Annotated in this window: 18 protein-coding genes; 10 read left to right on the top strand and 8 right to left on the bottom strand. The window is 71.8% G+C overall.

From position 1 onward, the window contains the following. Nucleotides 1–89 precede the first annotated feature (89 nt). From OHT74_RS28015 to ybaK, 3 genes are all read left to right on the top strand, one after another. Complete coding sequence (locus OHT74_RS28015) at nt 90–1688, top strand: oxidoreductase (RefSeq protein ID WP_266667924.1); 1599 nt, start codon at nt 90–92, stop codon at nt 1686–1688. A gap of 61 nt (nt 1689–1749) precedes the next feature. Next, complete coding sequence (locus OHT74_RS28010; protein WP_328621741.1) at nt 1750–2490, top strand: LON peptidase substrate-binding domain-containing protein; 741 nt, start codon at nt 1750–1752, stop codon at nt 2488–2490. Nucleotides 2491–2517: 27 nt separating this feature from the next. Further along, nucleotides 2518–3015, top strand: coding sequence for a Cys-tRNA(Pro) deacylase (ybaK, locus tag OHT74_RS28005; protein ID WP_266993969.1), 498 nt, complete (start codon nt 2518–2520; stop codon nt 3013–3015). A gap of 36 nt (nt 3016–3051) precedes the next feature. On the opposite strand, the gene OHT74_RS28000 is transcribed toward ybaK, so the two are convergent. The 4 genes from OHT74_RS28000 to OHT74_RS27985 form a co-directional block, all read right to left on the bottom strand. Beyond that, nucleotides 3052–3747, bottom strand: a complete 696-nt coding sequence (locus OHT74_RS28000) for a hypothetical protein (RefSeq protein ID WP_328621740.1) — start codon at nt 3745–3747, stop codon at nt 3052–3054. A gap of 75 nt (nt 3748–3822) precedes the next feature. After that, nucleotides 3823–4605, bottom strand: a complete 783-nt coding sequence (locus OHT74_RS27995) for an ABC transporter permease (RefSeq protein ID WP_266667917.1) — start codon at nt 4603–4605, stop codon at nt 3823–3825. Nucleotides 4606–4619: 14 nt separating this feature from the next. Further along, complete coding sequence (locus OHT74_RS27990) at nt 4620–5621, bottom strand: ABC transporter ATP-binding protein (RefSeq protein ID WP_328623408.1); 1002 nt, start codon at nt 5619–5621, stop codon at nt 4620–4622. A gap of 67 nt (nt 5622–5688) precedes the next feature. After that, nucleotides 5689–6999 carry an NYN domain-containing protein gene (locus OHT74_RS27985; RefSeq protein WP_328621739.1) on the bottom strand — a complete coding sequence of 437 codons (1311 nt, stop codon included), beginning with the start codon at nt 6997–6999 and terminating at the stop codon, nt 5689–5691. Between the two features lie 223 nt (nt 7000–7222). On the opposite strand from OHT74_RS27985, the gene OHT74_RS27980 reads away from it, so the two are divergent. Beyond that, nucleotides 7223–7390 carry a hypothetical protein gene (locus tag OHT74_RS27980; protein ID WP_266630132.1) on the top strand — a complete coding sequence of 56 codons (168 nt, stop codon included), beginning with the start codon at nt 7223–7225 and terminating at the stop codon, nt 7388–7390. Nucleotides 7391–7485: 95 nt separating this feature from the next. Here the strand turns inward: OHT74_RS27980 and dnaE are convergent, their stop codons facing one another. After that, nucleotides 7486–11028: a DNA polymerase III subunit alpha gene (gene dnaE / locus OHT74_RS27975; protein ID WP_266667915.1), complete on the bottom strand. Its 3543-nt coding sequence runs from the start codon at nt 11026–11028 to the stop codon at nt 7486–7488. Between the two features lie 170 nt (nt 11029–11198). Here dnaE and OHT74_RS27970 point away from each other — a divergent pair, with 170 nt between their 5' ends. The 5 genes from OHT74_RS27970 to OHT74_RS27950 all read left to right on the top strand — a co-directional run bounded on the left by OHT74_RS27970 (nt 11199) and on the right by OHT74_RS27950 (nt 17105). After that, nucleotides 11199–12524, top strand: coding sequence for a DUF2252 domain-containing protein (locus tag OHT74_RS27970; RefSeq protein ID WP_266667913.1), 1326 nt, complete (start codon nt 11199–11201; stop codon nt 12522–12524). Nucleotides 12525–12618: 94 nt separating this feature from the next. Beyond that, nucleotides 12619–13308, top strand: a complete 690-nt coding sequence (locus tag OHT74_RS27965; protein ID WP_328621738.1) for a hypothetical protein — start codon at nt 12619–12621, stop codon at nt 13306–13308. A gap of 57 nt (nt 13309–13365) precedes the next feature. Further along, nucleotides 13366–14160 carry a thioredoxin domain-containing protein gene (locus tag OHT74_RS27960; protein WP_266667909.1) on the top strand — a complete coding sequence of 265 codons (795 nt, stop codon included), beginning with the start codon at nt 13366–13368 and terminating at the stop codon, nt 14158–14160. A gap of 105 nt (nt 14161–14265) precedes the next feature. Then, a complete protein-coding gene (locus OHT74_RS27955) occupies nt 14266–15930 on the top strand; it encodes an alkaline phosphatase D family protein (protein WP_328621737.1) in 1665 nt (554 codons plus the stop codon). Between the two features lie 233 nt (nt 15931–16163). After that, nucleotides 16164–17105 carry a zinc metalloprotease gene (locus OHT74_RS27950; protein WP_328623407.1) on the top strand — a complete coding sequence of 314 codons (942 nt, stop codon included), beginning with the start codon at nt 16164–16166 and terminating at the stop codon, nt 17103–17105. A gap of 69 nt (nt 17106–17174) precedes the next feature. Here OHT74_RS27950 and OHT74_RS27945 read toward each other — a convergent pair whose 3' ends face one another. Further along, entirely contained in the window at nt 17175–17744 is a 570-nt protein-coding gene (locus OHT74_RS27945; protein ID WP_266667905.1) for a dienelactone hydrolase family protein, read from the bottom strand. Nucleotides 17745–17794: 50 nt separating this feature from the next. On the opposite strand from OHT74_RS27945, the gene OHT74_RS27940 reads away from it, so the two are divergent. After that, nucleotides 17795–18844, top strand: a complete 1050-nt coding sequence (locus OHT74_RS27940; protein WP_443047582.1) for a mechanosensitive ion channel family protein — start codon at nt 17795–17797, stop codon at nt 18842–18844. Between the two features lie 44 nt (nt 18845–18888). Here the strand turns inward: OHT74_RS27940 and OHT74_RS27935 are convergent, their stop codons facing one another. Both OHT74_RS27935 and OHT74_RS27930 read right to left on the bottom strand, forming a co-directional pair. Then, nucleotides 18889–20322, bottom strand: coding sequence for a sensor histidine kinase (locus OHT74_RS27935; RefSeq protein ID WP_328621736.1), 1434 nt, complete (start codon nt 20320–20322; stop codon nt 18889–18891). After that, entirely contained in the window at nt 20319–21026 is a 708-nt protein-coding gene (locus OHT74_RS27930; RefSeq protein WP_266667901.1) for a response regulator transcription factor, read from the bottom strand. Before OHT74_RS27930 ends, OHT74_RS27935 begins: the two co-directional genes overlap by 4 nt. Nucleotides 21027–21072: the final 46 nt, after the last annotated feature.

Below are 21072 nucleotides of genomic sequence, written 5' to 3'. Positions count from 1 at the left end.
GCCTGTATCACTGGCTGATACACGCCCCGGATGTCACTGCCGCCCACTAGCGTTCCCCGTACACGTATGCACAGCGGAGGGGGGCCGCCATGGCGGAGGCACGGCCGGGCGAGGAGCCCGCGGATCTCACCGATCCCGAACGCCGGATGTGGCAGGCGTACCGGACCGGCAGCGTGTGCGATCTCAGTGCCCGGGCAGCCGACGAGGACAACCCGCACAGCGACCGGGCCTGGGGCAGCGGGCGCAGCGTCCGTGCCCAGGTGGTGGCGCTGCTGCTGCTCCACGGGCCGCCGCCGGTGCCGGGCCGGGTGGCCTCGCTGAAACTGCGCGGCGTACGGATCACCGGGCGCCTCGATCTGTCCGGCGGCATCGTGCAGCCCTACGTCGAACTCCAGTCCTGCCGCTTCGACAGCGAGATCCAGCTGTCCGAGACCCGGTTCGTCACCCTGCGCCTGGTCAACTGCGCGATACCCCGGCTGGACGCCTCCCGGCTGCACACGGAGGGCGATCTGCACCTGCCGCGCTGCCGGGTGGCCCGCGGGATCCGGCTGACCGACGCGCAGATCGGCACCGACCTGCTGATCAGCCAGGCCGTGGTGCAGCGGGACAACAAGGGCCGGGCCATCGCCGCGGACGGGATGTCGGTCGCGCAGGACTTCCAGGGCGAGCTGCTGGAGACGTACGGGGAGGTGAGCCTGCGCGGCGCGAAGGTCGGCGTGTCGATGAACCTGCGCGGGGCGCGGCTGCGCAACCCGTACGGGCGGCGCGCTCTGAACGCCCCGCAGCTGACCGTCGAGCGGACCCTGTACCTGACGTCGATCGCCCTGGACTACGTCCTCGGCGACTCCGGCTCCTCCACTCCCCCGTACGGGCTCGGCCAGACCCCCACGCGCGGGCAGCGGGCCCAGCGGTTCGAGTGCCGGGGCGGGCTGCGCCTGGACGACGGCCGCTTCGGCGACGCGGTCGACTTCTACGGCGCCCGGTTCACGCTGACCGAGGAGCAGGAGGTCTCCTTGCGCCGGATCCAGACGCCGGAGCTGCGGTTCGTCGGCGAGCGGCCGGAGCGGGGGCGGGTGGTGCTGTCGGGGGCGAAGGTGGTCAAGCTGGTCGACACCTCCACCAGCTGGCCCGGCCAGGGCGGCGTGTCGATGGAGGGGTTCGCGTACGAGAACCTCGCGCCCCGCGGCCATTTCCCGCTGGCGCGCCGGCTGGCGTGGGTGGAGGCGGCCACTGCGGAGTACTCGCCGGAGCCGTACGAGCGGCTGGCTGCCGTACTGCGCGCCAGCGGCGAGGACGCGGACGCCCGCGAGGTGCTGCTCGCCAAGCAGCGGCGGCGCCGGGCCACCCTGCCGCCGGCGCTCAAGGCGTGGGGGTACCTGCAGGACTGGACGGTGGCGTACGGGTACCGCCCGGGCCGGGCCGCGCTGTGGATGGCGGTGCTGTGGGCGGCGGGCGCGCTGCTCTTCTCCCGGCACGAGCCGCCGCCGATCAAGGCGGACGAACACCCGAACTGGGAGGCGGCGCTGTACGCGCTGGACCTGCTGCTCCCGGTCATCGATCTCGGCCAGGAGGGCCAGTGGAAGGTGGAGGGCGGCTGGCAGTGGGGCTCGGCGGCCCTCGTCCTGCTGGGCTGGATCCTTGCGACGACGGTGGCGGCGGGAGCCTCGCGTCTGCTGAGACGGGGATGACGGGAAGGCGGGGAACAACTGAGGTGACAGGCCCTGGCCCGCGGCCACTACCCTGTGCCTCGTGACCACCGTTCGCCTGCCCCTCTTCCCCTTGAACTCGGTGCTGTTCCCGGGACTCGTCCTCCCGCTGAACGTCTTCGAGGAGCGTTATCGCGCCATGATGCGGGAGCTGCTGAAGACGGGCGACGACGAACCGCGCCGCTTCGCGGTCGTCGCGATCCGCGACGGCCGGGAGGTCGCACCGACCGCGCCCGGCCTGCCGGACCAGACGGCCCTGCCCGAGCGCGGCCCGACGGCCGGCTTCGGCCCGGACCCGGTCCAGGCCTTCCACCGGGTGGGCTGCATCGCGGACGCGGCGACGATCCGGGAGCGGGAGGACGGCAGCTTCGAGGTCCTCGCGACCGGCACGGCGCGGGTCCGCCTGCTGTCGGTGGACACCTCGGGCCCGTACCTGGTCGCGGAGCTGGAGGAGCTCCCGGAGGACGGGGGCGAGGGCGCGGGCGCGCTGGCGGAGGGGGTCCTGCGGGCCTTCCGGAACTACCAGAAGCGGCTGGCCGGAGCCCGGGAGCGGTCCCTGTCCTCACCCGCGGACCTGCCGGACGAGCCGTCGGTGGTCTCGTACCTGGTGGCGGCGGCGGCCGTGCTGGACATCCCGGCGAAGCAGCGGCTGCTGCAGGCGCCGGACACGGCGACGCGGCTCGCGGAGGAACTGAAGCTGCTGCGCGCGGAGACGGCGGTCATCCGCCACCTCCCGTCGCTCCCGGCGGTGGACCTCACGCGCGCGCCGACGAGCCCGAACTGACGGCAGCGAACTGACGGCGAAGGACTGATGGCGAAGAAGAAAGCCCCGGCTCCGGCCGGCACACCGGCGATCGTGGCGCTCACGTCGGCGCAGGCCGAGTTCACGGTGCACGCGTACGAGCACGACCCGGCGCACCCCTCGTACGGCGAGGAGGCGGCGCAGGCGATGGGGGTGTCCCCGGACCGGGTCTTCAAGACGCTGGTCGCGGACGTGGACGGCGTTCTGACGGTGGCCGTGGTCCCGGTGTCGGGCAGCCTGGACCTGAAGGCGCTGGCGACCGCGGTCGCCGGGAAGCGGGCGTCGATGGCCGACCCGGCGCTGGCGGAACGCACGACGGGGTACGTGCTGGGCGGCATCTCCCCGCTGGGGCAGCGCAAGCGGCTGCGCACGGTGGTGGACGAGTCGGCGCAGGCCCATGCCACGATCTGCATCTCGGCGGGCCGCCGCGGCCTGGAGGTCGAGCTCCCGCCCGCCACCCTGACCACCCTGACGGGCGCCACCCTGGCCCCCATCGCCCGCCACTAGCCCCCGCTGCGGCCCGGCCCCCGCCCGGCCCGGCGGTCAGGCTCGCGGAGGCTCAGGCGCGGACGGGTCCGACCGGGCCGGGTCGTCCGACGGGGCCGGGGCGGTCGCCCCGTGGACGTGGGGCGGGGGGTAGACGGCCCACGCCGGGTCGTCGGTGTCGGACGGGTCCGGGTCGTACGGGGACCACAGGGCCGTCAGGCCGAGGTGGACGGCCACGGCGGCCATCGGCCAGACCAGCAGCACCCCATGCGCCAGCAGCTGCAGCGGCGCATCGAACGGCACCCCCTTGCCCGCCTTCAGCGCAGCCACGGCCACGTCCGCCGACGGCCCCAGCCACAGCCCCAGCTGCCACCCCACCAACGCGGCGAAGCCGGACCCGATCACCAGGCCCACGACCAGCGGGACACCGCCCCGGCGCCGCCACAGGAACACGAGCACCGCGCTCAGCACGCCGAACCCCAGCGACAGCAGGAAGAACGTCCCGTCGGCCCCTATCCGGGCCTCGCTCTCGCTGCTCCGCAGGAAGACGGCCTCGCCGTTCGACACGTACTGCGCCCTCGGCGCCAGCCACGCCCACAACAGTCCGAGCAGCACGCCGGCCACCCCGGTCACCAGGGCCACGGCGGCCCCGTCGCGGATGTCCCCCGCGGTGATGCCCGCGGCGGAGCCGCCCGGCTTCCCGGGCGTCAGCGGCGGTTCGAACGGGGAGGGCGTGGTCACGGCTTCGGTCACCCCCACATCGTGCCAGGTGCCCGGCGCGTCGGCGTCAGCGGCTTCGGATCGGAGCCGGCGGCGGCGTCGTCGCGGTCAGCGGACCGACGCCCGCCGGTACGCCCACGTCGCCGCGGCCAGCGAGAGGACCCCCACCGCCCCGCACACCCCGAGGTCCAGCGCGACCGCCGCCCAGTCGGGATGCGGCGCGAAGGTCCGCGCGAACGCCTCCACCCCGTACGTCGACGGCAGCAGGTCCCGCGCCCACACGATCACGTCCGGCATCCGCTCCGGCGGCAGCACCCCCAGCAGCAGCGCCGCCGACATGCCGAGCTGCCCGGCCAGCGTGGCCAGCTCCTGCCGCGGCGCCAGCAGCCCCAGCGCCGCACCCAGCCCGGCCAGCGCGGCCCCGGCCAGCGGCACCACCGCGGCCAGGATCCACAGCCCGCCCATCGGCAGCCCGAACAGCAGGCATCCGAACACCGCCGTCACCAGCGTGCCCGGCAGCGTGAAGGAGGCGTACGCGGCGGCCGCGCCCAGCACCACCGAGGCGGGCGGCACGGGCAGCGTGGCGTAGTGGTCCAGCCCGCCGCTGGCCCGCAGCTGCCCGAAGTACTGCGCGAGCAGGTTCAGCGCGACGAAGGCGACGACCAGCACGGACGAGCCCGCGACCACGGCCCGGGCCTCCGAGCCACCGTCCACCACGCCCCGCATCAGGATCATGATCCCGACGGACTGGAAGGTGGCGACGAACAGCAGCGGGATCCGGGACACGCGGGCCCGGGACAGCTGCGCCCGGTACACGGCGGCCAGCGACGGGAAGAGCCGCGCCCGCGGTGCGAGCACCCCGACGGCAGTCCCGACAGCAGTGGTGCTCACGGAAGCAGTGGTGCTCACGACTTCACCAGGCCCTTCGTCGTACGCCCGCCCAGCGCGAGGTAGACGTCCTCCAGGCTCGGGGTCGCCAGCGTGAAGTCGTCGAGGGCGGCGAAGGCCGGCCCGCCGGTCACCGCGGCCACCGCGGCGCGCGCCTCGTCGGGCTCCAGCCGCAGCACCCACCGGCGCCCGGCTTCGGCGGCTGCCGGCGCGAGCGCCGCGACCTCGGGCACGTCCAGCGGCGGCGCGGTGCGCCACACCAGCTCCAGGCGGACCTCGCCGGAGACGCGGGCCTTCAGCCCGGCCGGGGTGTCGCAGGCGATGACCCGGCCCTGGTCGATGACGGCGACCCGGTCCAGGACGGTCTCGGCCTCGATGACGTTGTGGGTGACGAGCAGGACGGTGGCCCCGTGCTGTGCGCGCCGCCGGTCCACGGCCGCCCACACGGCCCGCCGGGCCACGGGGTCCATGCCGGTGGTGGGCTCGTCGAGGACCAGTACGGGCCGCTCCCCCACCAGTGCGGCGGCGAAGCAGGCGAGGCGCCGCTGCCCGCCTGAGAGCTTCTTCAGGGGCCGCCCGGCGATCGGGGTCAGTCCGAGTTCCTCGAGTACGGCGTCCCGCTCGGCCCGCGCCGTCCGTGCGTCGAGCCCGCGCAGCCGTCCCGTGGTCTCGGCGGCCAGCGCCACCGTGAGCTCGTCGAGGGCGGTGGACTCCTGCCCCAGGTACGCGAGCAGCCGGGCCGCCCGCTCGGGATGGCGTACGAGGTCGTGGCCGAGCAGGGTCACGGCGCCCGAGTCGGGCCGCAGGAGCCCGGTGAGCTGCCGGACCAGGGTGGACTTGCCGGCGCCGTTGGGGCCGAGCAGGCCGAAGATCTCGCCGCGCCGGACGTCCAGGCAGACGCCGTCGGTGGCCCGGGTCTCGGGCAGGGCGGGGACCCCGCGCCGGCCCCGTACCGCGGGATACGTCTTGACCAGGTCACGCACCACGCAGACCACATCGGAGGCCGCGTCCGCGGCCACTGCCGTGCTCGGTCGTGCTGATGCTGTGCCCGTACTCACGAGGGAGCAGCCTACGCGGCTTCGGCCCCTACTCCGCTGCCGGGGTCGGCGGCCCCGCGGGCGCGGCGGAGGGTGTGACGGCCACGTGCTCGGCGGCCGCGCGGACGTCGATCTCCCGCCAGAACCCGGCGCGGATGGCGTAGCGGTCGTGCTCGTCGATCTGGTCGTCCTTGTGGGCGAGCAGCCCGAACCGGGCGGCGTAGCGCAGCAGCTCCCCGTCGATGCGGTGCGGGATCCGCGGGTACATCGTGGCGAGTTTCTGCAGGTGGACGGTCTCCGGGAGGCGTTCCATCCAGCGCCGGGCGAAGACCTGGCCGACCTCGAAGGGGTCGCCGCCGACGGTGGTGATGTCCTCCTCGCGGTCGGCCCAGCGCTGCTCGGCGCTGGTGAGCTGGGCGAGGGTGGGCAGCGAGGCGGTCTCGGCGGGTTCGCCCAGCGGTCCGGCCCGGTCGATCCAGCCCTTGTCGGAGGACCAGCGCAGGGCGCTGCCGGCGGGGGCCTGCTGGGCGGCGGCGCCGTGGGTTCCGGAGGGGCCGGGCTGCTGGCCGGGGGCGCGCAGCGAGCCGGCGAGGTCCTTGGGCGTGGGGACGGTCTTGCCCCCGGCGGTGGGTGCGGGCACGGGGGCGCCGTTGCCCTCGGGCGCGGCGGGGGCGGGGGCTCCGGTGCCGTTGCCGCCGGCGCTGCGGGCGGCCTCGGCGAGCGCCGCCTCGGGCAGCGGCGCGGAGAGGATCGCGGCGATCTCGGGGCGCGGCGCGGGCGGCGGGGCGCACAGTCCGGCGAGGTCCTTGGCGCGGACGGCCCGGGTGATCCAGGCCCGGTCCAGGACGCGGCGCTCGTCGGCCTCGGCGACGAGGTCCTCGGACTGGTTGTAGTCGCCGTCCGCGGCCTGGACGGCCCACAGGTGGACGGCGACCCCGTGCTCCTTCGCGGACATCAGGCCGGGCAGCAGGTCCCCGTCGCCGGTGACGAGTACGACGTCGGAGCAGGCGCGGTTGCGGGCCAGCTCGGTGAGCTCGGCGTGCATGGCGGCGTCCACGCCCTTCTGCGCCCAGCGGCCGTCGCTGCGGGTCAGGGCGCCGAGGCGGACGGTGACGCGCGGCATGACGCGCAGCCGCCGGTGCTCGGGCTGGGGCACCCGGTCGGGTGCTCCGTCGAACCAGTAGATGCGCAGCAGGGGCTGCTCGGTGTCGGCCTCGGCCCGTTCGCGCAGGCCCTGGATGAGGGCGGCATGGTCCACGGTGATGCGGGAGCGGGAGGGCTCTCCGGCGAGAAGACTGGCGGCGGCGCCCAGCAGATAGCCGGCGTCCACCAGGACGACGCAGCGGTCCACGCGTACCACCCTCTTCCCTGGGGATCCTCTGTGTTTGTCGCGGGTTCCCCGAGTCTGCCCGACCGCAAGGGGGTTGACGGCCGGAACTCGATCATCGGCGTGGCGGATCCTCCGGGCGGTTCCGAATCCGGGGTTCCCGGCTACGCGCAGTAAAGATCCAAAATGCGCGGTTTGTGGTGGCATGTGAGGGTGAAGGCGGTCCTGGCCCCTAGACCCTCACGGAGGCTCCACCATGGCCAAGAACAAGAACCGCCAGCACGAACAGAAGCAGCAGCCCCGCTCGTCGTCGCAGGATCCGTCGAAGAGCTCGACGGAATCCGTGTCCGAGCCGTCCGGCAGCAGCCCGAGTCCGATGGACATGGCCCGCAAGGGCAAGCAGAAGAAGTTCGGCCACAACTGACGCCTCCGCGAGCACCGCGCACGAGGGCGCGCCCAGAGCTCTGGGCGCGCCCTTCTTCACGTTCGGCTACGTGCGCAGGCCTCCTGCGAGCGGCATCATCCGGCCAGGCAGGACGGCCCGAGGAGCACCTTGAGGTCGCCGAAGAGCGCCGGGTCGGGCTGGACCCGGTGCTTGTCGAGGCGCAGCACGGTGGTGGACCGCGGCCCCTGGAGCTTGATCCGGACCTCGGTGTTGCCCTTGTGGTGGCGAAGGATCTCGCCCAACCGGGTGACCATCGGAGGAGTGACCTTGACGGTCGGGATGGTGAGGACGACGGGTGCGTTCGTCCCGGCCGAGGAGAGGTCGGGGACCATCATCTCCATGGCGACCAGCCGGGGGACGTCCTCGCGCTTGTCGAGGCGGCCCTTGACGAAGACGACGGTGTCCTCGACCAGCTGGGTGGAGACGAGCTGGTAGGTCGCGGGGAAGAACATGCACTCGATGGATCCGGCGAGGTCCTCGACGGTGGCGATGGCCCAGGCGTTGCCCTGCTTGGTCATCTTGCGCTGGAGACCCGAGATGATGCCGCCGATGGTGACGACGGCGCCGTCCGAGTGCTCGCCGCCGGTCAGCTGGGAGATTCCGGCGTCCGTCTTGTCGGAGAGCACGTGCTCCAGGCCGAAGAGCGGGTGGTCGGAGACGTACAGGCCGAGCATCTCGCGCTCCTGGGCGAGCAGGTAGGACTTCTCCCACTCCACGTCCGAGAACTCGACGTCGAGCCCGAAGCCGGGCTCGTCGCTCGCGCTCTCGTCACCCATTCCGCCGAAGAGGTCGAACTGTCCCTCGGCCTCCTTGCGCTTGACCGCGACCACGTTGTCGATCATCGGCTCGTGGTGGGCGACCAGGCCCTTGCGGGTGTGGCCCATCTCGTCGAAGGCGCCGGCCTTGATCAGGGACTCGACGGTGCGCTTGTTGCAGACGACGGCCTCGACCTTGTCCAGGAAGTCGGGGAAGGTGGAGTACTTCCCCTTGGCCTTCCTGGTCTTGATGATCGACTCGACGACGTTCTGGCCGACGTTGCGCACCGCGGTGAGGCCGAAGAGGATCACGTCGTCGCCCTGGGCGGCGAAGTTCGGCTCGGACTCGTTCACGTTCGGCGGGAGCACCTTGATGCCCATGCGCCGGCACTCGTTCAGGTAGATCGCGGACTTGTCCTTGTCGTCCTTGACCGAGGTGAGCAGGCCGGCCATGTACTCGGCCGGGAAGTTCGCCTTGAGATAGGCGGTCCAGTAGGACACCAGGCCGTACGCGGCCGAGTGGGCCTTGTTGAAGGCGTAGCCGGCGAAGGGGACCAGGACGTCCCAGAGGGCCTTGATCGCCTGGTCGCTGAAGCCCTTCTTCTTGGCGCCCTCCTCGAAGATGACGAAGTTCTTCGCCAGCTCCTCGGGCTTCTTCTTGCCCATCACGCGGCGCAGGATGTCGGCCTCGCCGAGCGAGTACCCGGCGATGATCTGGGCGGCCTTCTGGACCTGCTCCTGGTAGACGATCAGGCCGTAGGTGACCGCGAGCACCTCTTCGAGCGGCCCCTCCAGCTCCGGGTGGATCGGGGTGATCTCCTGCTGCTTGTTCTTGCGCAGGGCGTAGTTCGTGTGCGAGTTCATGCCCATCGGGCCCGGCCGGTACAGGGCCGAGACGGCGGAGATGTCCTCGAAGTTGTCGGGCTTCATCAGGCGCAGCAGGGAGCGCATGGGCCCGCCGTCGAACTGGAAGACGCCGAGGGTGTCGCCGCGGCCGAGCAGTTCGAAGGTCTTGGGGTCGTCGAGGGGGAGGGCCAGGAGATCGATGTCGATCCCCTTGTTGGCCTTCACCATCTTGACGGCGTCGTCCATGATCGTGAGGTTGCGCAGGCCGAGGAAGTCCATCTTCAGCAGGCCGAGCGACTCGCAGCTCGGGTAGTCCCACTGGGTGATGGTGACGCCGTCGGTGTGCCGCACCCAGACGGGCACGTGGTCGGTGATCGTCTCGCTGGACATGATCACGCCGGCCGCGTGCACGCCCATCTGGCGGACCAGGCCCTCCACACCGCGGGCGGTGTCGATGACCTTCTTCACGTCCGGCTCGTTCTCGTACATCCCGCGGATCTCGCCGGCCTCGCTGTAGCGGGGGTGGCTGGAGTCGAGGATGCCGGAGAGCGGGATGCCCTTGCCGAGGACGTCGGCGGGCATGGCCTTGGTGAGCCGGTCGCCCATGGCGTACGGGTAGCCCAGGACGCGCGCGGAGTCCTTGATCGCGTTCTTGGCCTTGATGGTGCCGTACGTGCCGATCATGGCGACCTTGTCGGCGCCGTACTTCTCGGTCACGTACCGGATCACCTCGACGCGCCGACGCTCGTCGAAGTCGATGTCGACATCGGGCATGGAGACGCGCTCGGGGTTCAGGAACCGCTCGAAGATCAGACCGTGCGTGAGCGGGTCGAGGTCGGTGATGCCCATGGCGTACGCGACGATCGAACCGGCCGCGGAGCCTCGGCCCGGGCCGACCGCGATGCCCTGGTTCTTGGCCCACATGATGAAGTCGGCGACCACGAGGAAGTAGCCCGGGAAGCCCATCGAGATGATCGTGTCCATCTCGTACTCGGCCTGCTTCATCCGGTCGTCCGGGATGCCCCCGGGGTAGCGGCGGTGCATGCCGCGCATGGTCTCCTCGCGGAACCAGCTGACCTCGGTGTGGCCGTCCGGGATGTCGAACTTCGGCATCAGGTTCCGGAACTTGAACATGCCCTCGGTGTCGACCTGGTCCGCGACCAGCTTCGTGTTGGCGCAGCCCTCCTGCCAGGCGTCCGAGGAGTCGATCGCGTACATCTCGTCGGTCGACTTCAGGTAGTAGCCGGTGCCGTCGAAGCGGAAGCGGTCCGGGTCCGAGAGGTTCTTGCCGGTCTGGATGCAGAGCAGGGCGTCGTGCGCGCCGGCCTCGCTCGCGTACGTGTAGTGCGAGTCGTTCGTCACCAGCGGCGGGATGCCGAGCTTCTTGCCGATCTCCAGCAGCCCGTCGCGGACCCGGCGCTCGATCTCGATGCCGTGGTCCATCAGCTCCAGGAAGTACCGCTCCTTGCCGAAGATGTCCTGGTACTCGGCGGCCGACTTCAGGGCCTCGTCGAACTGGCCGAGGCGAAGGCGCGTCTGCAGCTCGCCGGAGGGGCAGCCGGTGGACGCGATGAGCCCCTCGGACCACTTGGAGATGGTCTCCTTGTCCATGCGCGGCCACTTCGTGAGCCAGCCCTCGGCGTAGGCGTCGGAGGACAGCCGGAAGAGGTTGTTCAGCCCGGTGGCGTTCGCCGCCCAGATCGTCTTGTGGGTGTAGCCGCCGGAACCGGACACGTCGTCGCGCTTCTGGTGGGGCTGGCCCCACTGGATGCGCCGCTTGTTGCGCCGCGACTCGGGGGCCACGTACGCCTCGATGCCGATGATCGGCGTGACCCCGGCCTTCTGGGCGGTGTGGAAGAAGTCGTACGCCCCGTGCAGGTTGCCGTGGTCGGACATGGCGATGTGCGTCATGCCCATCTCGTTGCACGCGTTGAACATGTCCTTCAGCCGCGCGGCACCGTCCAGCAGCGAGTACTGGGTGTGGACGTGCAGGTGCGTGAACGGCTGCTTGGTCACGGCGGGAGGCTCCTGACGGTGGGGGCGGCGGCAGCTATGAATCCTACGTCCCGGGAGTGACAGATCACGGGCACTGGAGGGTACGGTCGGGCGTTGCAGAACCAGGACGACCAACCCGACGTCCAGTCGGTCAGAACCTGTACCAGCCCGTGCACCAGGAGGCACCCGCCATGGCGGTCCCCGAGACGACGAACGAGCAGCGCGCCGAGCAGATACTCGATGTGTTCGACACCGCATTCGGTGAGCTGCTCGCCGCCGACCCCGCGGCCTTCCAGGTCAAATTCCGCAAGATGGCGGCCTCGGCCTTCGCCTTCTACCGCGGTACGGCCTGCCTCTTCTACGCCGACCTGGAGCGCGACCGCCACGGCGGCCCGTTCCTGGACGAGCGGACCGGCCGGGTCTGGATCCACGGCGATCTGCACGCCGAGAACTTCGGCACGTACATGGACTCCAACGGCCGCCTGGTCTTCAACGTCAACGACTTCGACGAGGCGTACGTCGGCCCCTTCACCTGGGACCTCAAGCGGTTCGCGGCCTCCGTCGCCCTGATCGGCTACACCAAGGCCCTCAGCGACGAGCAGATCGGCGAGCTGGTGCGGACGTACGCGGGCGCCTACCGGGAGCGGATCCACCGCCTCGCGACGGGCGCCAAGTACGAGGAGGTGCCCTCCTTCACCCTGGACACCGCCGACGGCCCGCTGCTGACGGCCCTGCGCTCGGCCCGCTCCCGCACCCGCTTCTCCCTGCTGGACTCGATGACCGAGATCCGCGACTACGAGCGCCGCTTCACCTCCGGCGGGGGCTCGATCGAGCTGGACGCGGCCACCCGGTACAAGGTGCTCGCCGCCTTCGACGGGTACCTGGAGACCCTGCCCGACGAGTCCCTGGTCCGGCCGGACTCCTACCGGGTCAAGGACGTGGTGGGCCGCCGCGGCGTCGGGATCGGCTCGGCCGGCCTGCCCTCGTACAACATCCTGCTCGAAGGGCACAGCGACGCCCTGGAGAACGACGTCGTGATCTACCTCAAGCAGGCGCAGACCCCCGCGGTGTCCCGGCACATCACCGACCGGGCGGTACGGGACTACTTCCAGCACGAGGGGCACCGCACGGTGATCTCCCAGCGCGCCCTCCAGGCGCACGCCGATCCGTGGCTGGGCTGGACCGAGCTGGACGGCTCCGGGCAGCTGGTGGCCGAGGTCTCCCCGTACGCGGTGGACCTGGACTGGTCGGACCTGGACGACCCGGAGGAGATCGCGGCCGTGGTCGCGGACCTGGGCCGGGCGACGGCGACCATGCACGCGGCGGCCGACGAGGCCGAGAGCGGGCACTCGCTGGTCCCGTTCTCCACCGAGCGGGCCATCGACGCGGCGATCGCCGCGGACGAGAAGGGCTTCGCGGAGCTGCTGGTCGACTTCGCGCACGCGTACGGCGCCCGGGCGCGCGCCGACCACCAGATCTTCGTGGACCTGTTCCGCAACGGCCGCATCATGCATTGAGCACTGTCGTGCATTGAGCACTTTCGGCCGCGGGCCCCGGTCCGCACGGGACCGGGGACCCGTTTTCACGGGGACTCGTGGCAGACTCGCGGCGATGGACATATCGAGGGCAGGACTCCGGGGGCTGCGGGCCGCGCTGTTCAGCGCACTCGTCGTGCTGCTCTCGGCCGGCTCGCACGTCCTGATGTCCCGGGTCCCGCTGCCGCCCGCACTGGTGGCCGGGGCCTTCACGGGCGTGTTCCTGCTCACGTACGCGCTGGCGGGCCGCGAGCGGGGCTTCGGCCCCATCGCCGGACTGCTGGTTCCGCTGGAGCTGGCCGCCGACACGGTCTTCACCGCCGGGCAGCACGTCTGCTACGGCCCGGCCGGCGGGCCCGTCGCCGGGCCTCTGCGGGCGCTGGGCCTGGACGAGCTGTGCGGCGGCCCGCCGCTGGGCGGACCGCTGGCCGAGGTGCCCGGAGCCGTTCCCGACGCGGTGGCCCTGCTGGCCTCGCCCGGACCCTGGACCCCGTGGCTGCTGCTCGGCGCGCACGTCTCGGTCGGGCTGGTTGCCGCGGCCTGGCTGCGGTACGGGGAACGCGCACTGGGCCAGCTGCTGCGTGCCGTGGCCGCCGTCGCGTTCCGGCCGCTGCTGCTGGCGGCGGCCTCGGCGGCAGCCGCCGTCGGCCCGGTGCGGCGGGCGCTGCGCCCGGCCCTTCCGGGCGCGGGGGCCCGTACCCGCTTCCCCGCCCACTCCGTGGGACGCCGGGGACCTCCCGTACGCGGCGCGCTCGTCTGCGCCTGACCACCCCACGTACGGCAGTTCCCCCCTTTCCTTGCGTCACATCCCACGGAGATCACCATGAGTTCACGCAACAGCCAGGCGAACAAGGCGGCGGCCCGCGAGCGGCTGCGTGCCGAGCGCGAGAAGCAGGCCAAGAAGGACAAGGTGCGCCGCCAGGTGCTGGTGGCCGGCGCCGTCGTCGCCGTCCTCGCGCTGGCCGGCGGCATCGGCTACGCGGTCGTGCAGGCCAACCAGCCGGGCGAGTGGGACAAGGCCGCCGACGCCACGCTGGTCGCCCCGAAGAACACCACGGGCGACAACGGCACCACCGTCGTCATAGGCAAGGCCGACGCCAAGAAGACCCTCGAGCTCTACGAGGACGCGCGCTGCCCGATCTGCTCCCAGTTCGAGCAGAGCGTGGGCCCGCAGATCAAGAAGGACCTGGACGCCGGCAAGTACAAGATCCAGTACGTCGGCGCCACCTTCCTCGACAAGGGCTTCGGCGGCAGCGGTTCGAAGAACGCTCTGAGTGCGCTGGGCGCGGCGCTGAACGTCAGCCCCGAGGCGTTCCTGGAGTACAAGGGCGCCCTGTACTCCAAGGAGAACCACCCGGAGGAGCGCGACGACAAGTTCGGCAAGGACGACTACCTGCTGAAGATCGCGGACCAGGTGCCGGCGCTCAAGGGCAACGCCGAGTTCAAGAAGGCCGTCGAGGACGGTACGTACAACCGCTGGGCGCTCGAGATGTCGAAGCTCTTCGAGAAGAGCGGCCTCGAGGGCACCCCGTCGCTGAAGATGGACGGCAAGAAGATCGAGATCAAGATGGCGCCGGAGGAGTTCACGGCCGCGGTCGACAAGGCCATCGCGGGCTGACCGGACATACCGGGCCGGACAGGCAGGCGAACTCCCAGAGTTCGCCTGCCTGTTGCTTTGTAAGGGGTGTACCGGCGGTTATACCCATCAGTAATATGATCGCCCGTGACCAGTCATCTCCCCTCCCCCACCGCGGCAACTCCGCGCCGCCGTACGGTCGTCAAGGCCGCTGCGGCCACCGCCGCCCTCGCGCCCTTCGCGACGGCCGCACTGGGCATCTCCCCCGCGTCGGCGGCCTCGAACGGGCCCGCCTTCCTGCACGGCGTCGCCTCCGGCGACCCGCTGCCCGACGGGATCCTGCTGTGGACCCGCGTGACCCCCACCCCCGAGGCCGTGCCCGGCTCCGGCGCCGGTCCGGCCACCGAGGTGACCTGGGAGGTCGCCGAGGACAAGGCCTTCTCCCGGATCGTCGCGAGCGGCTCGGTCACGGCGACCGCCGCCTGCGACCACACCGTCAAGGCGGACGTACGCGGACTGCGGCCGCAGACCCCGTACTTCTACCGGTTCACCGCCGGCGGCGCCGTCTCCCCTGTCGGGCGCACCCTGACCGCCCCGGGCCACGACGCGACGACGCCCGGGGTCCGCTTCGGCGTGGTCTCCTGCGCCAACTGGGAGTCCGGCTACTTCTCGGCGTACCGCCACCTGGCCGCCCGCACCGACCTGCACGCGATCCTGCACCTCGGCGACTACATCTACGAGTACGCGAACGGGGCCTACCCCGAGGCGAAGTACGTCGTACGCCCGCACGAGCCGCGGCACGAGATCCTCACCCTCGCCGACTACCGGACCCGGCACGGCAAGTACAAGACCGACGCCGACCTCCAGGCCCTGCACGCCGCGCACGCGATCGTCGCGATCTGGGACGACCACGAGTTCGCCAACGACGCCTGGTCGGGCGGCGCGGAGAACCACACGCCGGGCGCCGAAGGCGACTGGGCGGCCCGTGCGGCCGCCGCCAAGCAGGCGTACTTCGAATGGATGCCGGTGCGCACCTCCACGGCCGGCACCGTCTACCGGCGGCTGCGCTTCGGCACCCTCGCCGACCTGCACCTGCTGGACCTGCGCACCTTCCGCTCCCAGCAGGCCAAGACAGGCAGCGGCTCGGTGGACGACCCGGAACGCACCATCACCGGGCGCGCCCAGCTGGACTGGCTCAAGTCCGGCCTCGCGAGCTCGAACGCGACCTGGAAGCTGGTCGGAACCTCGGTGATGATCTCGCCGGTGGCCTTCGCCTCGCTGCCCGCGCACCTGCTGGCCCCGCTGGCGAAGCTGCTGGGCCTGCCCGAGGGCGGCCTCGCGATCAACGTGGACCAGTGGGACGGCTACACGGACGACCGCAAGGAGCTGCTGGCCCACCTCAAGGACCGGAAGATCAAGAACACGGTGTTCCTGACCGGCGACATCCACATGGCGTGGGCGAACGAGGTCCCCATGAACATGGCGACGTACCCGGGGTCCGGTACGGCCGCCACCGAGTTCGTGGTGACGTCGGTGACCTCCGACAACATCGACGACCTCCTGCACGTGCCGGCGGACACCGCGTCGCTGGTAGCGGAGGCGGCGATCAAGGCGGCCAACTGGCACGTGAAGTGGCTGGACATGGACTCCCACGGCTACGGGGTTCTGGACGTGACGGCCGAGCGTTCGCAGATGGACTACTTCGTCGTCTCCGACAAGCGGAATCCGGCCGCGACGGCCGCGTGGTCCCGTTCGTACCGCACGCCGAACGGCACGCAGAAGGTGGAGCGGGTGTACCAGCCGGTCGGCTGACGATCTTCTGACAGTCTGTCAAATCTGCTGTTCAGAGGGGCTCCTGGTGCAGACCAGGAGCCCCTTCGGCCTCAGAAGCAACAAATCTTTTACTTAAAGGGCTTGCTCAGTGCATGACATGGACACATAAGCTTCGCGCCAGCGTGAGGAAATCCCTCACCCCCCACCACGCTTCGCGAGGAGTCCACGTGCGCGCTTCCGCCCGCATATCCCCCATGCTCCGACGCCGCCTCATGGGCACGGCCGTTCTGGCCGGAACCCTGGCGTTCGCCCCGCTCACGGCCCCCACGACCGTGGCCGCGGCCCCCAAGACCGGCTCCGAGGCCTGTGCCGACGCCGACGCCTCCGCGGGCGCCCGGGTCGCCCGCCCGAAGGACGACCACGCGGCCGAGCCCAACGAGGTGACGGACGCCCAGGCCAAGGCCATGGACGCCGACCTGGCCAAGAAGAGCGCCGAGCTCGGCCCGCAGCGCCAGATGCGCGCCGCCGAGGTGACCGCCGCGACGACCATCCCGGTCTACGTCCACGTCATCACCTCCGGCACCGCCGGCAAGCTGACCGCCACGGACATCAACAACCAGATCGCGGTCCTCAACTCCGCCTACAGCGGCCAGGGCACCGGCAACGTCGACTCGGGCTACCAGTTCTCGCTGGTCTCCACCGACTACACCGACAACGCCGCCTGGTACAACGTCTCGGACGGCACCCAGGCCGAGAAGGACATGAAGAACGCCCTGCGCAAGGGCGGCGCGAACGCGCTGAACCTGTACACCGCCAACCTCGGCGGCGGCCTGCTCGGCTGGGCGACCTTCCCGAGCTCCTACGCCTCGCAGCCGAAGATGGACGGCGTGGTCGTCCTCAACACCTCGCTGCCGGGCGGCTCCGCCGCCAACTACAACGAGGGCGACACCGGCACCCACGAGGTCGGCCACTGGATGGGCCTGTACCACACCTTCCAGGGCGGCTGCTCGGGCAGCGGCGACTCCGTCTCCGACACCCCGGCCGAGAAGAGCGCGGCGTTCGAGTGCCCGACCGGCCGTGACAGCTGCACCAACAAGACGGGCGTCGACCCGATCCACAACTTCATGGACTACACGTACGACTCCTGCATGTACCAGTTCACTGCGGGTCAGGTGTCCCGCATGAAGAGCATGTGGAGCGCGTACCGCGGCTAGTCACGACCTGAAGCGAAAGAGGGGCAGGGCACGCATCGGTGCCCTGCCCCTCATTCATTTCCCCTGCTCCTACAGACTGTCGAGGAAGGCGAGCGCGACCCGCCAGGTCTGCTCCGCGGCCTCCGCGTCGTAGTCGTCGAGCCCCGGGTCCGTGAACAGGTGCCCGGCACCCGGGTAGCGGTGCACCTCCACGTCCGCACCCGCGCGCTGCATCCGCAGGTACCAGGCAGTCAGCCAGTCGTGCGTCTCGAACGGGTCCGGATCCGCGATGTGCAGCTGCACCGGCAGCTCGTCGACCGCGGTGTCCTCCTCCAGGTCCGCCGTCCCGTGCAGGAGCAGCAGCCCGCGCGCCTTCTCGTCGGCCAGCGCCAAGTGCTGGGCGACGGAACCTCCGAAGGAGAAGCCGGCGTAGACCAGGCCCTGGTCGGAGTAGGGGGCGGAGGCCAGGACCGCGCGCTTGAGCAGCTCGTCACGGCCGATCTCGTCCCGGTGTGCCATGCCCTCTTCGACGGTCTCGAAGGTGCGCCCCTCGAAGAGATCCGGCACCTGGACCTGGTGACCGGCCGCGCGCAGCCGGTCGGCCGCCTCGTGCACCGCGGGCCGCAGCCCGTACGTCGAATGGAAAAGCATGATGTTCATGCCCCCATCGTGCCAGTTTGCGCGGACCGCTTCCGGTTACGTTCCTACCCATGGAAATGGAGACCGTCCTGCGCCCCCTCACGGTCCTCGGCGGCACGCTGGTCATCACCCTGATCGCCGGATGGGTGCTGGACCTGCTGCTGCGCCGGGCCGACGCCCTGCACTCTGAGACCCCCCTGTGGGGTCTGCTGCGCCGCTGCCGACTGCCGTTCCAGGTGGTGCTCTGCACCTCTCTGCTCAGAGCGGCCTACCGCAGCGCCGGGATCCTGCCCGATCACGCCTTCGCCGTCGGCCGGACCCTCACCCTGGTACTGATCGCCTCCGTGTCCTGGCTGGCGGTGCGCGTCGCGACCGCCGCCGTCGACTCCACGTACGCGCGCTACGCCGCGGTGACCCAGGACGACGCCCGGGTCCGCCGGGTCCGCACCCAGGTCACTCTGATCCACCGGGCGGTCACCGCGATCGTCGTCTTGGTCGCGGTGGCGGCCATGCTCCTGACCTTCCCGCCGATGCGTACGCTCGGCGCCTCGATGATGGCGTCCGCGGGTGTGCTCGGCATCGTCGTGGGCATCGGGGCCCAGTCCTCGCTGAGCAACCTCTTCGCCGGCCTCCAGATCGCCTTCGGCGACACCGTCCGCATCGGCGACACGGTGGTGGTCGACAAGGAGTGGGGCAAGGTCGAGGAGATCACGCTGACGTCCCTGACCGTCCGCACCTGGGACGAGCGCCGGATCACCATGCCTGTGTCGTATTTCACAGGCAGGCCGTACGAAAACTGGTCGCGCGGCGGCGCGCAGATGACCGGCACGGTCTTCTGGCACCTGGACCACAGCGCCCCCGTCGACCTGATGCGGGAGCAGCTCCAGCACATCCTCAAGGACATCCCGCAGTGGGACGCCCGCGGCTCCGGCCTGGCCGTGACGGACACCACACCGCACACGGTCCAGGTCCGCGCGGTGGTCACGGCCAAGGACGCGGACGATCTGTGGACGGTCCGCTGCGCGGTCCGCGAACGCCTGATCGCCTGGCTGGTGACCCACCACCCGTACGCCCTGCCCCGCATCGCGGCCTCCGAGGCCACCCCCCGCCCGGCGACCTGAGGCGCGGTCGGGTGCGGAGCCCCGGGAGAAGTCGGGTCGGCCGGTCACGCACCGAAGGTCAGCCGGAACAGGGCACCGCCCCCGGGAGCGGCCTCCGCCGTCAGCTCCGCCCCGTGCGCCCGCGCGATCTGCCGCGCCATGGCCAGCCCCAGCCCGGACCCGGGCAGCGCGCGGGCCGCCCCGGCCCGGTAGAACCGGTCGAAGACGTGCGGCAGGTCCTGCTCCGAGATCCCCGGACCGTGGTCCCGGACCGTCACTTCCGGCCCGTAGGCCCCGCCCGCCCCGGCCGGAGCCGTCAGCTCCACCTCCACCCCCCGCCCGGCCGGGCTGAACTTGGCCGCGTTGTCCAGCAGGTTGGACAGCAGCCGGCTCAGCCGCGCCGGCACCGCCGGCACCACCGCCGGCGCCGCCGCCCCCTCCGGAACCCGTACCCGGAACGGAACCGCCGGCCAGTGCGCCCGCGCCACCTGGGCGCAGTGCTCCACCAGCGGAGCCAGCCGGACCTGTTCCACCAGCGGCTGCGGCTCCTCGTCCCGGGCCAGCTCGATCAGGTCGTTCACCAGCCCCGTCACCTCCCGCAGCTGCCGCCCCAGCGCGAGCGAGGCCCGCTCGCGCTGCTCCGCCGTCAGCCGCTCCCCCCGCGCCAGCAGCTCCGCGTTCGTCCGCAGCGCGGTCAGCGGGGTCCGCAGCTCGTGCGAGGCGTCCGCGACCAGCCGCCGCTGCGCCGTCACCGACTGCTCGAGCTCGCCCAGCATGGTGTTGAAACTCCCGGCGAGCCGGGTGATCTCGTCCTCCCTGCCCGGCGGCCCCGGCGGCGGCAGTTCGATCCGGTGCCGCGGATCCCGCGTCGCCGCGATGCGCTCGGCGGTGGCCGTGAGCCGGGTCACCGGGGCCAGCCCGGTCCGCGACACCCAGTACCCGAGCCCGGCCGCCACCAGCACTCCGGCCCCGCCGATCAGCGCCAGCCACCACGCCGCCTCCTCGATCCCCTTCTCTACGGTGTCGGCCCGCAGCGCCACCTGCAGCGCCCGCCCCTTCGCGTAGTCGGTGGTGAGCATCCGCGTCGGGTGCCCCGCGTGCACGATGTCCGTGTAGTACGGCGCGTGCCGCCCGGCGGCCACCGCCCGCGACGCCGCGTCCACGGGCAGCAGGTACGGCGCGGCCGGGTCGTCCGCCGGGTCCGCCGGCACCACCTCCGCGCAGGCCGGCGCCGCCAGGAACCGGCACTCCCCGGCCAGGGTCCCCGGCCCGGAGTCCGGGTTGCGCTGGGCCGCGAGCCGCGCGGACTGGGTGAGGCTCAGGTTGAGCTGCTCGTACAGGGCGCTGCGTACGACGAAGAACGCCGCCGTGCACACCCCGACCGCGACCAGCGCCACCGCCGCGGTGACCGCCAGCGCCAGCCGGGTCCGCAGCGGCCGCCGTCTGCGCCAGCGCGCCCCGAGCCTGCGCCGCCCTTTCCCGCCTGCGCCGCCGCTCACGCCGTGCCCAGCCGGTACCCGACCCCGTGGACGGTGTGCACCAGCCGCGGCTCGCCGCAGGCCTCCAGCTTCCGCCGCAGGTAGCCCACGTACACGGCCAGCGAGTTGGAGTCCGGCCCGAAGTCCCGCCCCCACACCAGCTCCAGGATCAGCTCCCTGGGCAGCACCTGCCCGGGGTGGCGCAGCAGCAGCTCCAGCAGTGCCGCCTCGGTGCGGCTGAACTCCAGCGGCCGCCCGCCGCGCCTTCCGGTGCGCGTCTCGGGATCGAGCAGCAAGTCCGCGAACCCGAGTACGGCCGCACCGGCCGGATCGGGCGCGGCCCGCCGCAGCAGGGCCCGGACCCGGGCCACCAGCTCGTCCAGCGCGAACGGCTTGACCAGGTAGTCGTCGGCGCCCGCCTCCAGGCCGTCGACCCGCTCGCTCACCGAGTCCAGCGCGGTCAGGACGAGTACGGGCGTACGGTCGCCCAGCGCGCGCAGCTGCCGGCAGACCCCGAGCCCGTCCAGCACGGGCATCATCACGTCGAGCACCACCGCGTCGGGCTGCCAGCCGGCCACCTCCGACAGCGCGGCGAGCCCGTCGGCGGCTCCCCGTACCTCGTACCCCTCGACGGCCAGCCCGTCCTGGACGGCGGCCCGGACCTCGGGCTCGTCGTCCACGACCAGGATCCGCTGCCCATTCGTGTCCGCACTCGTGCTGCTCATGGGGCAAAGCCTGCCAAACAGTTCTGAGAGAACCTCTTAGAACGTT

The sequence above is a fragment of the Streptomyces sp. NBC_00354 genome (assembly GCF_036106915.1).
In the GTDB taxonomy this organism is placed as follows: Bacteria; Actinomycetota; Actinomycetes; order Streptomycetales; family Streptomycetaceae; genus Streptomyces.
The sequence above is the reverse complement of the archived record's forward strand: the minus strand, read 5'-3'. Positions and strand labels throughout refer to the sequence as shown.

Bases quoted from the DNA above. Each gene is read 5' to 3' on its own strand.
- ybaK (WP_266993969.1), top strand. From the start codon at position 2,518: ATGGCGAAGAAGAAAGCCCCGGCTCCGGCCGGCACACCGGCGATCGTG.
- OHT74_RS27940 (WP_443047582.1), top strand. From the start codon at position 17,795: ATGGAAATGGAGACCGTCCTGCGCCCCCTCACGGTCCTCGGCGGCACG.
- OHT74_RS28015 (WP_266667924.1), top strand. From the start codon at position 90: ATGGCGGAGGCACGGCCGGGCGAGGAGCCCGCGGATCTCACCGATCCC.
- OHT74_RS27930 (WP_266667901.1), bottom strand. From the start codon at position 21,026: ATGAGCAGCACGAGTGCGGACACGAATGGGCAGCGGATCCTGGTCGTG.
- OHT74_RS27945 (WP_266667905.1), bottom strand. From the start codon at position 17,744: ATGAACATCATGCTTTTCCATTCGACGTACGGGCTGCGGCCCGCGGTG.
- OHT74_RS27965 (WP_328621738.1), top strand. From the start codon at position 12,619: ATGGACATATCGAGGGCAGGACTCCGGGGGCTGCGGGCCGCGCTGTTC.
- OHT74_RS27980 (WP_266630132.1), top strand. From the start codon at position 7,223: ATGGCCAAGAACAAGAACCGCCAGCACGAACAGAAGCAGCAGCCCCGC.
- OHT74_RS27950 (WP_328623407.1), top strand. From the start codon at position 16,164: ATGGGCACGGCCGTTCTGGCCGGAACCCTGGCGTTCGCCCCGCTCACG.
- OHT74_RS27970 (WP_266667913.1), top strand. From the start codon at position 11,199: ATGGCGGTCCCCGAGACGACGAACGAGCAGCGCGCCGAGCAGATACTC.
- OHT74_RS27960 (WP_266667909.1), top strand. From the start codon at position 13,366: ATGAGTTCACGCAACAGCCAGGCGAACAAGGCGGCGGCCCGCGAGCGG.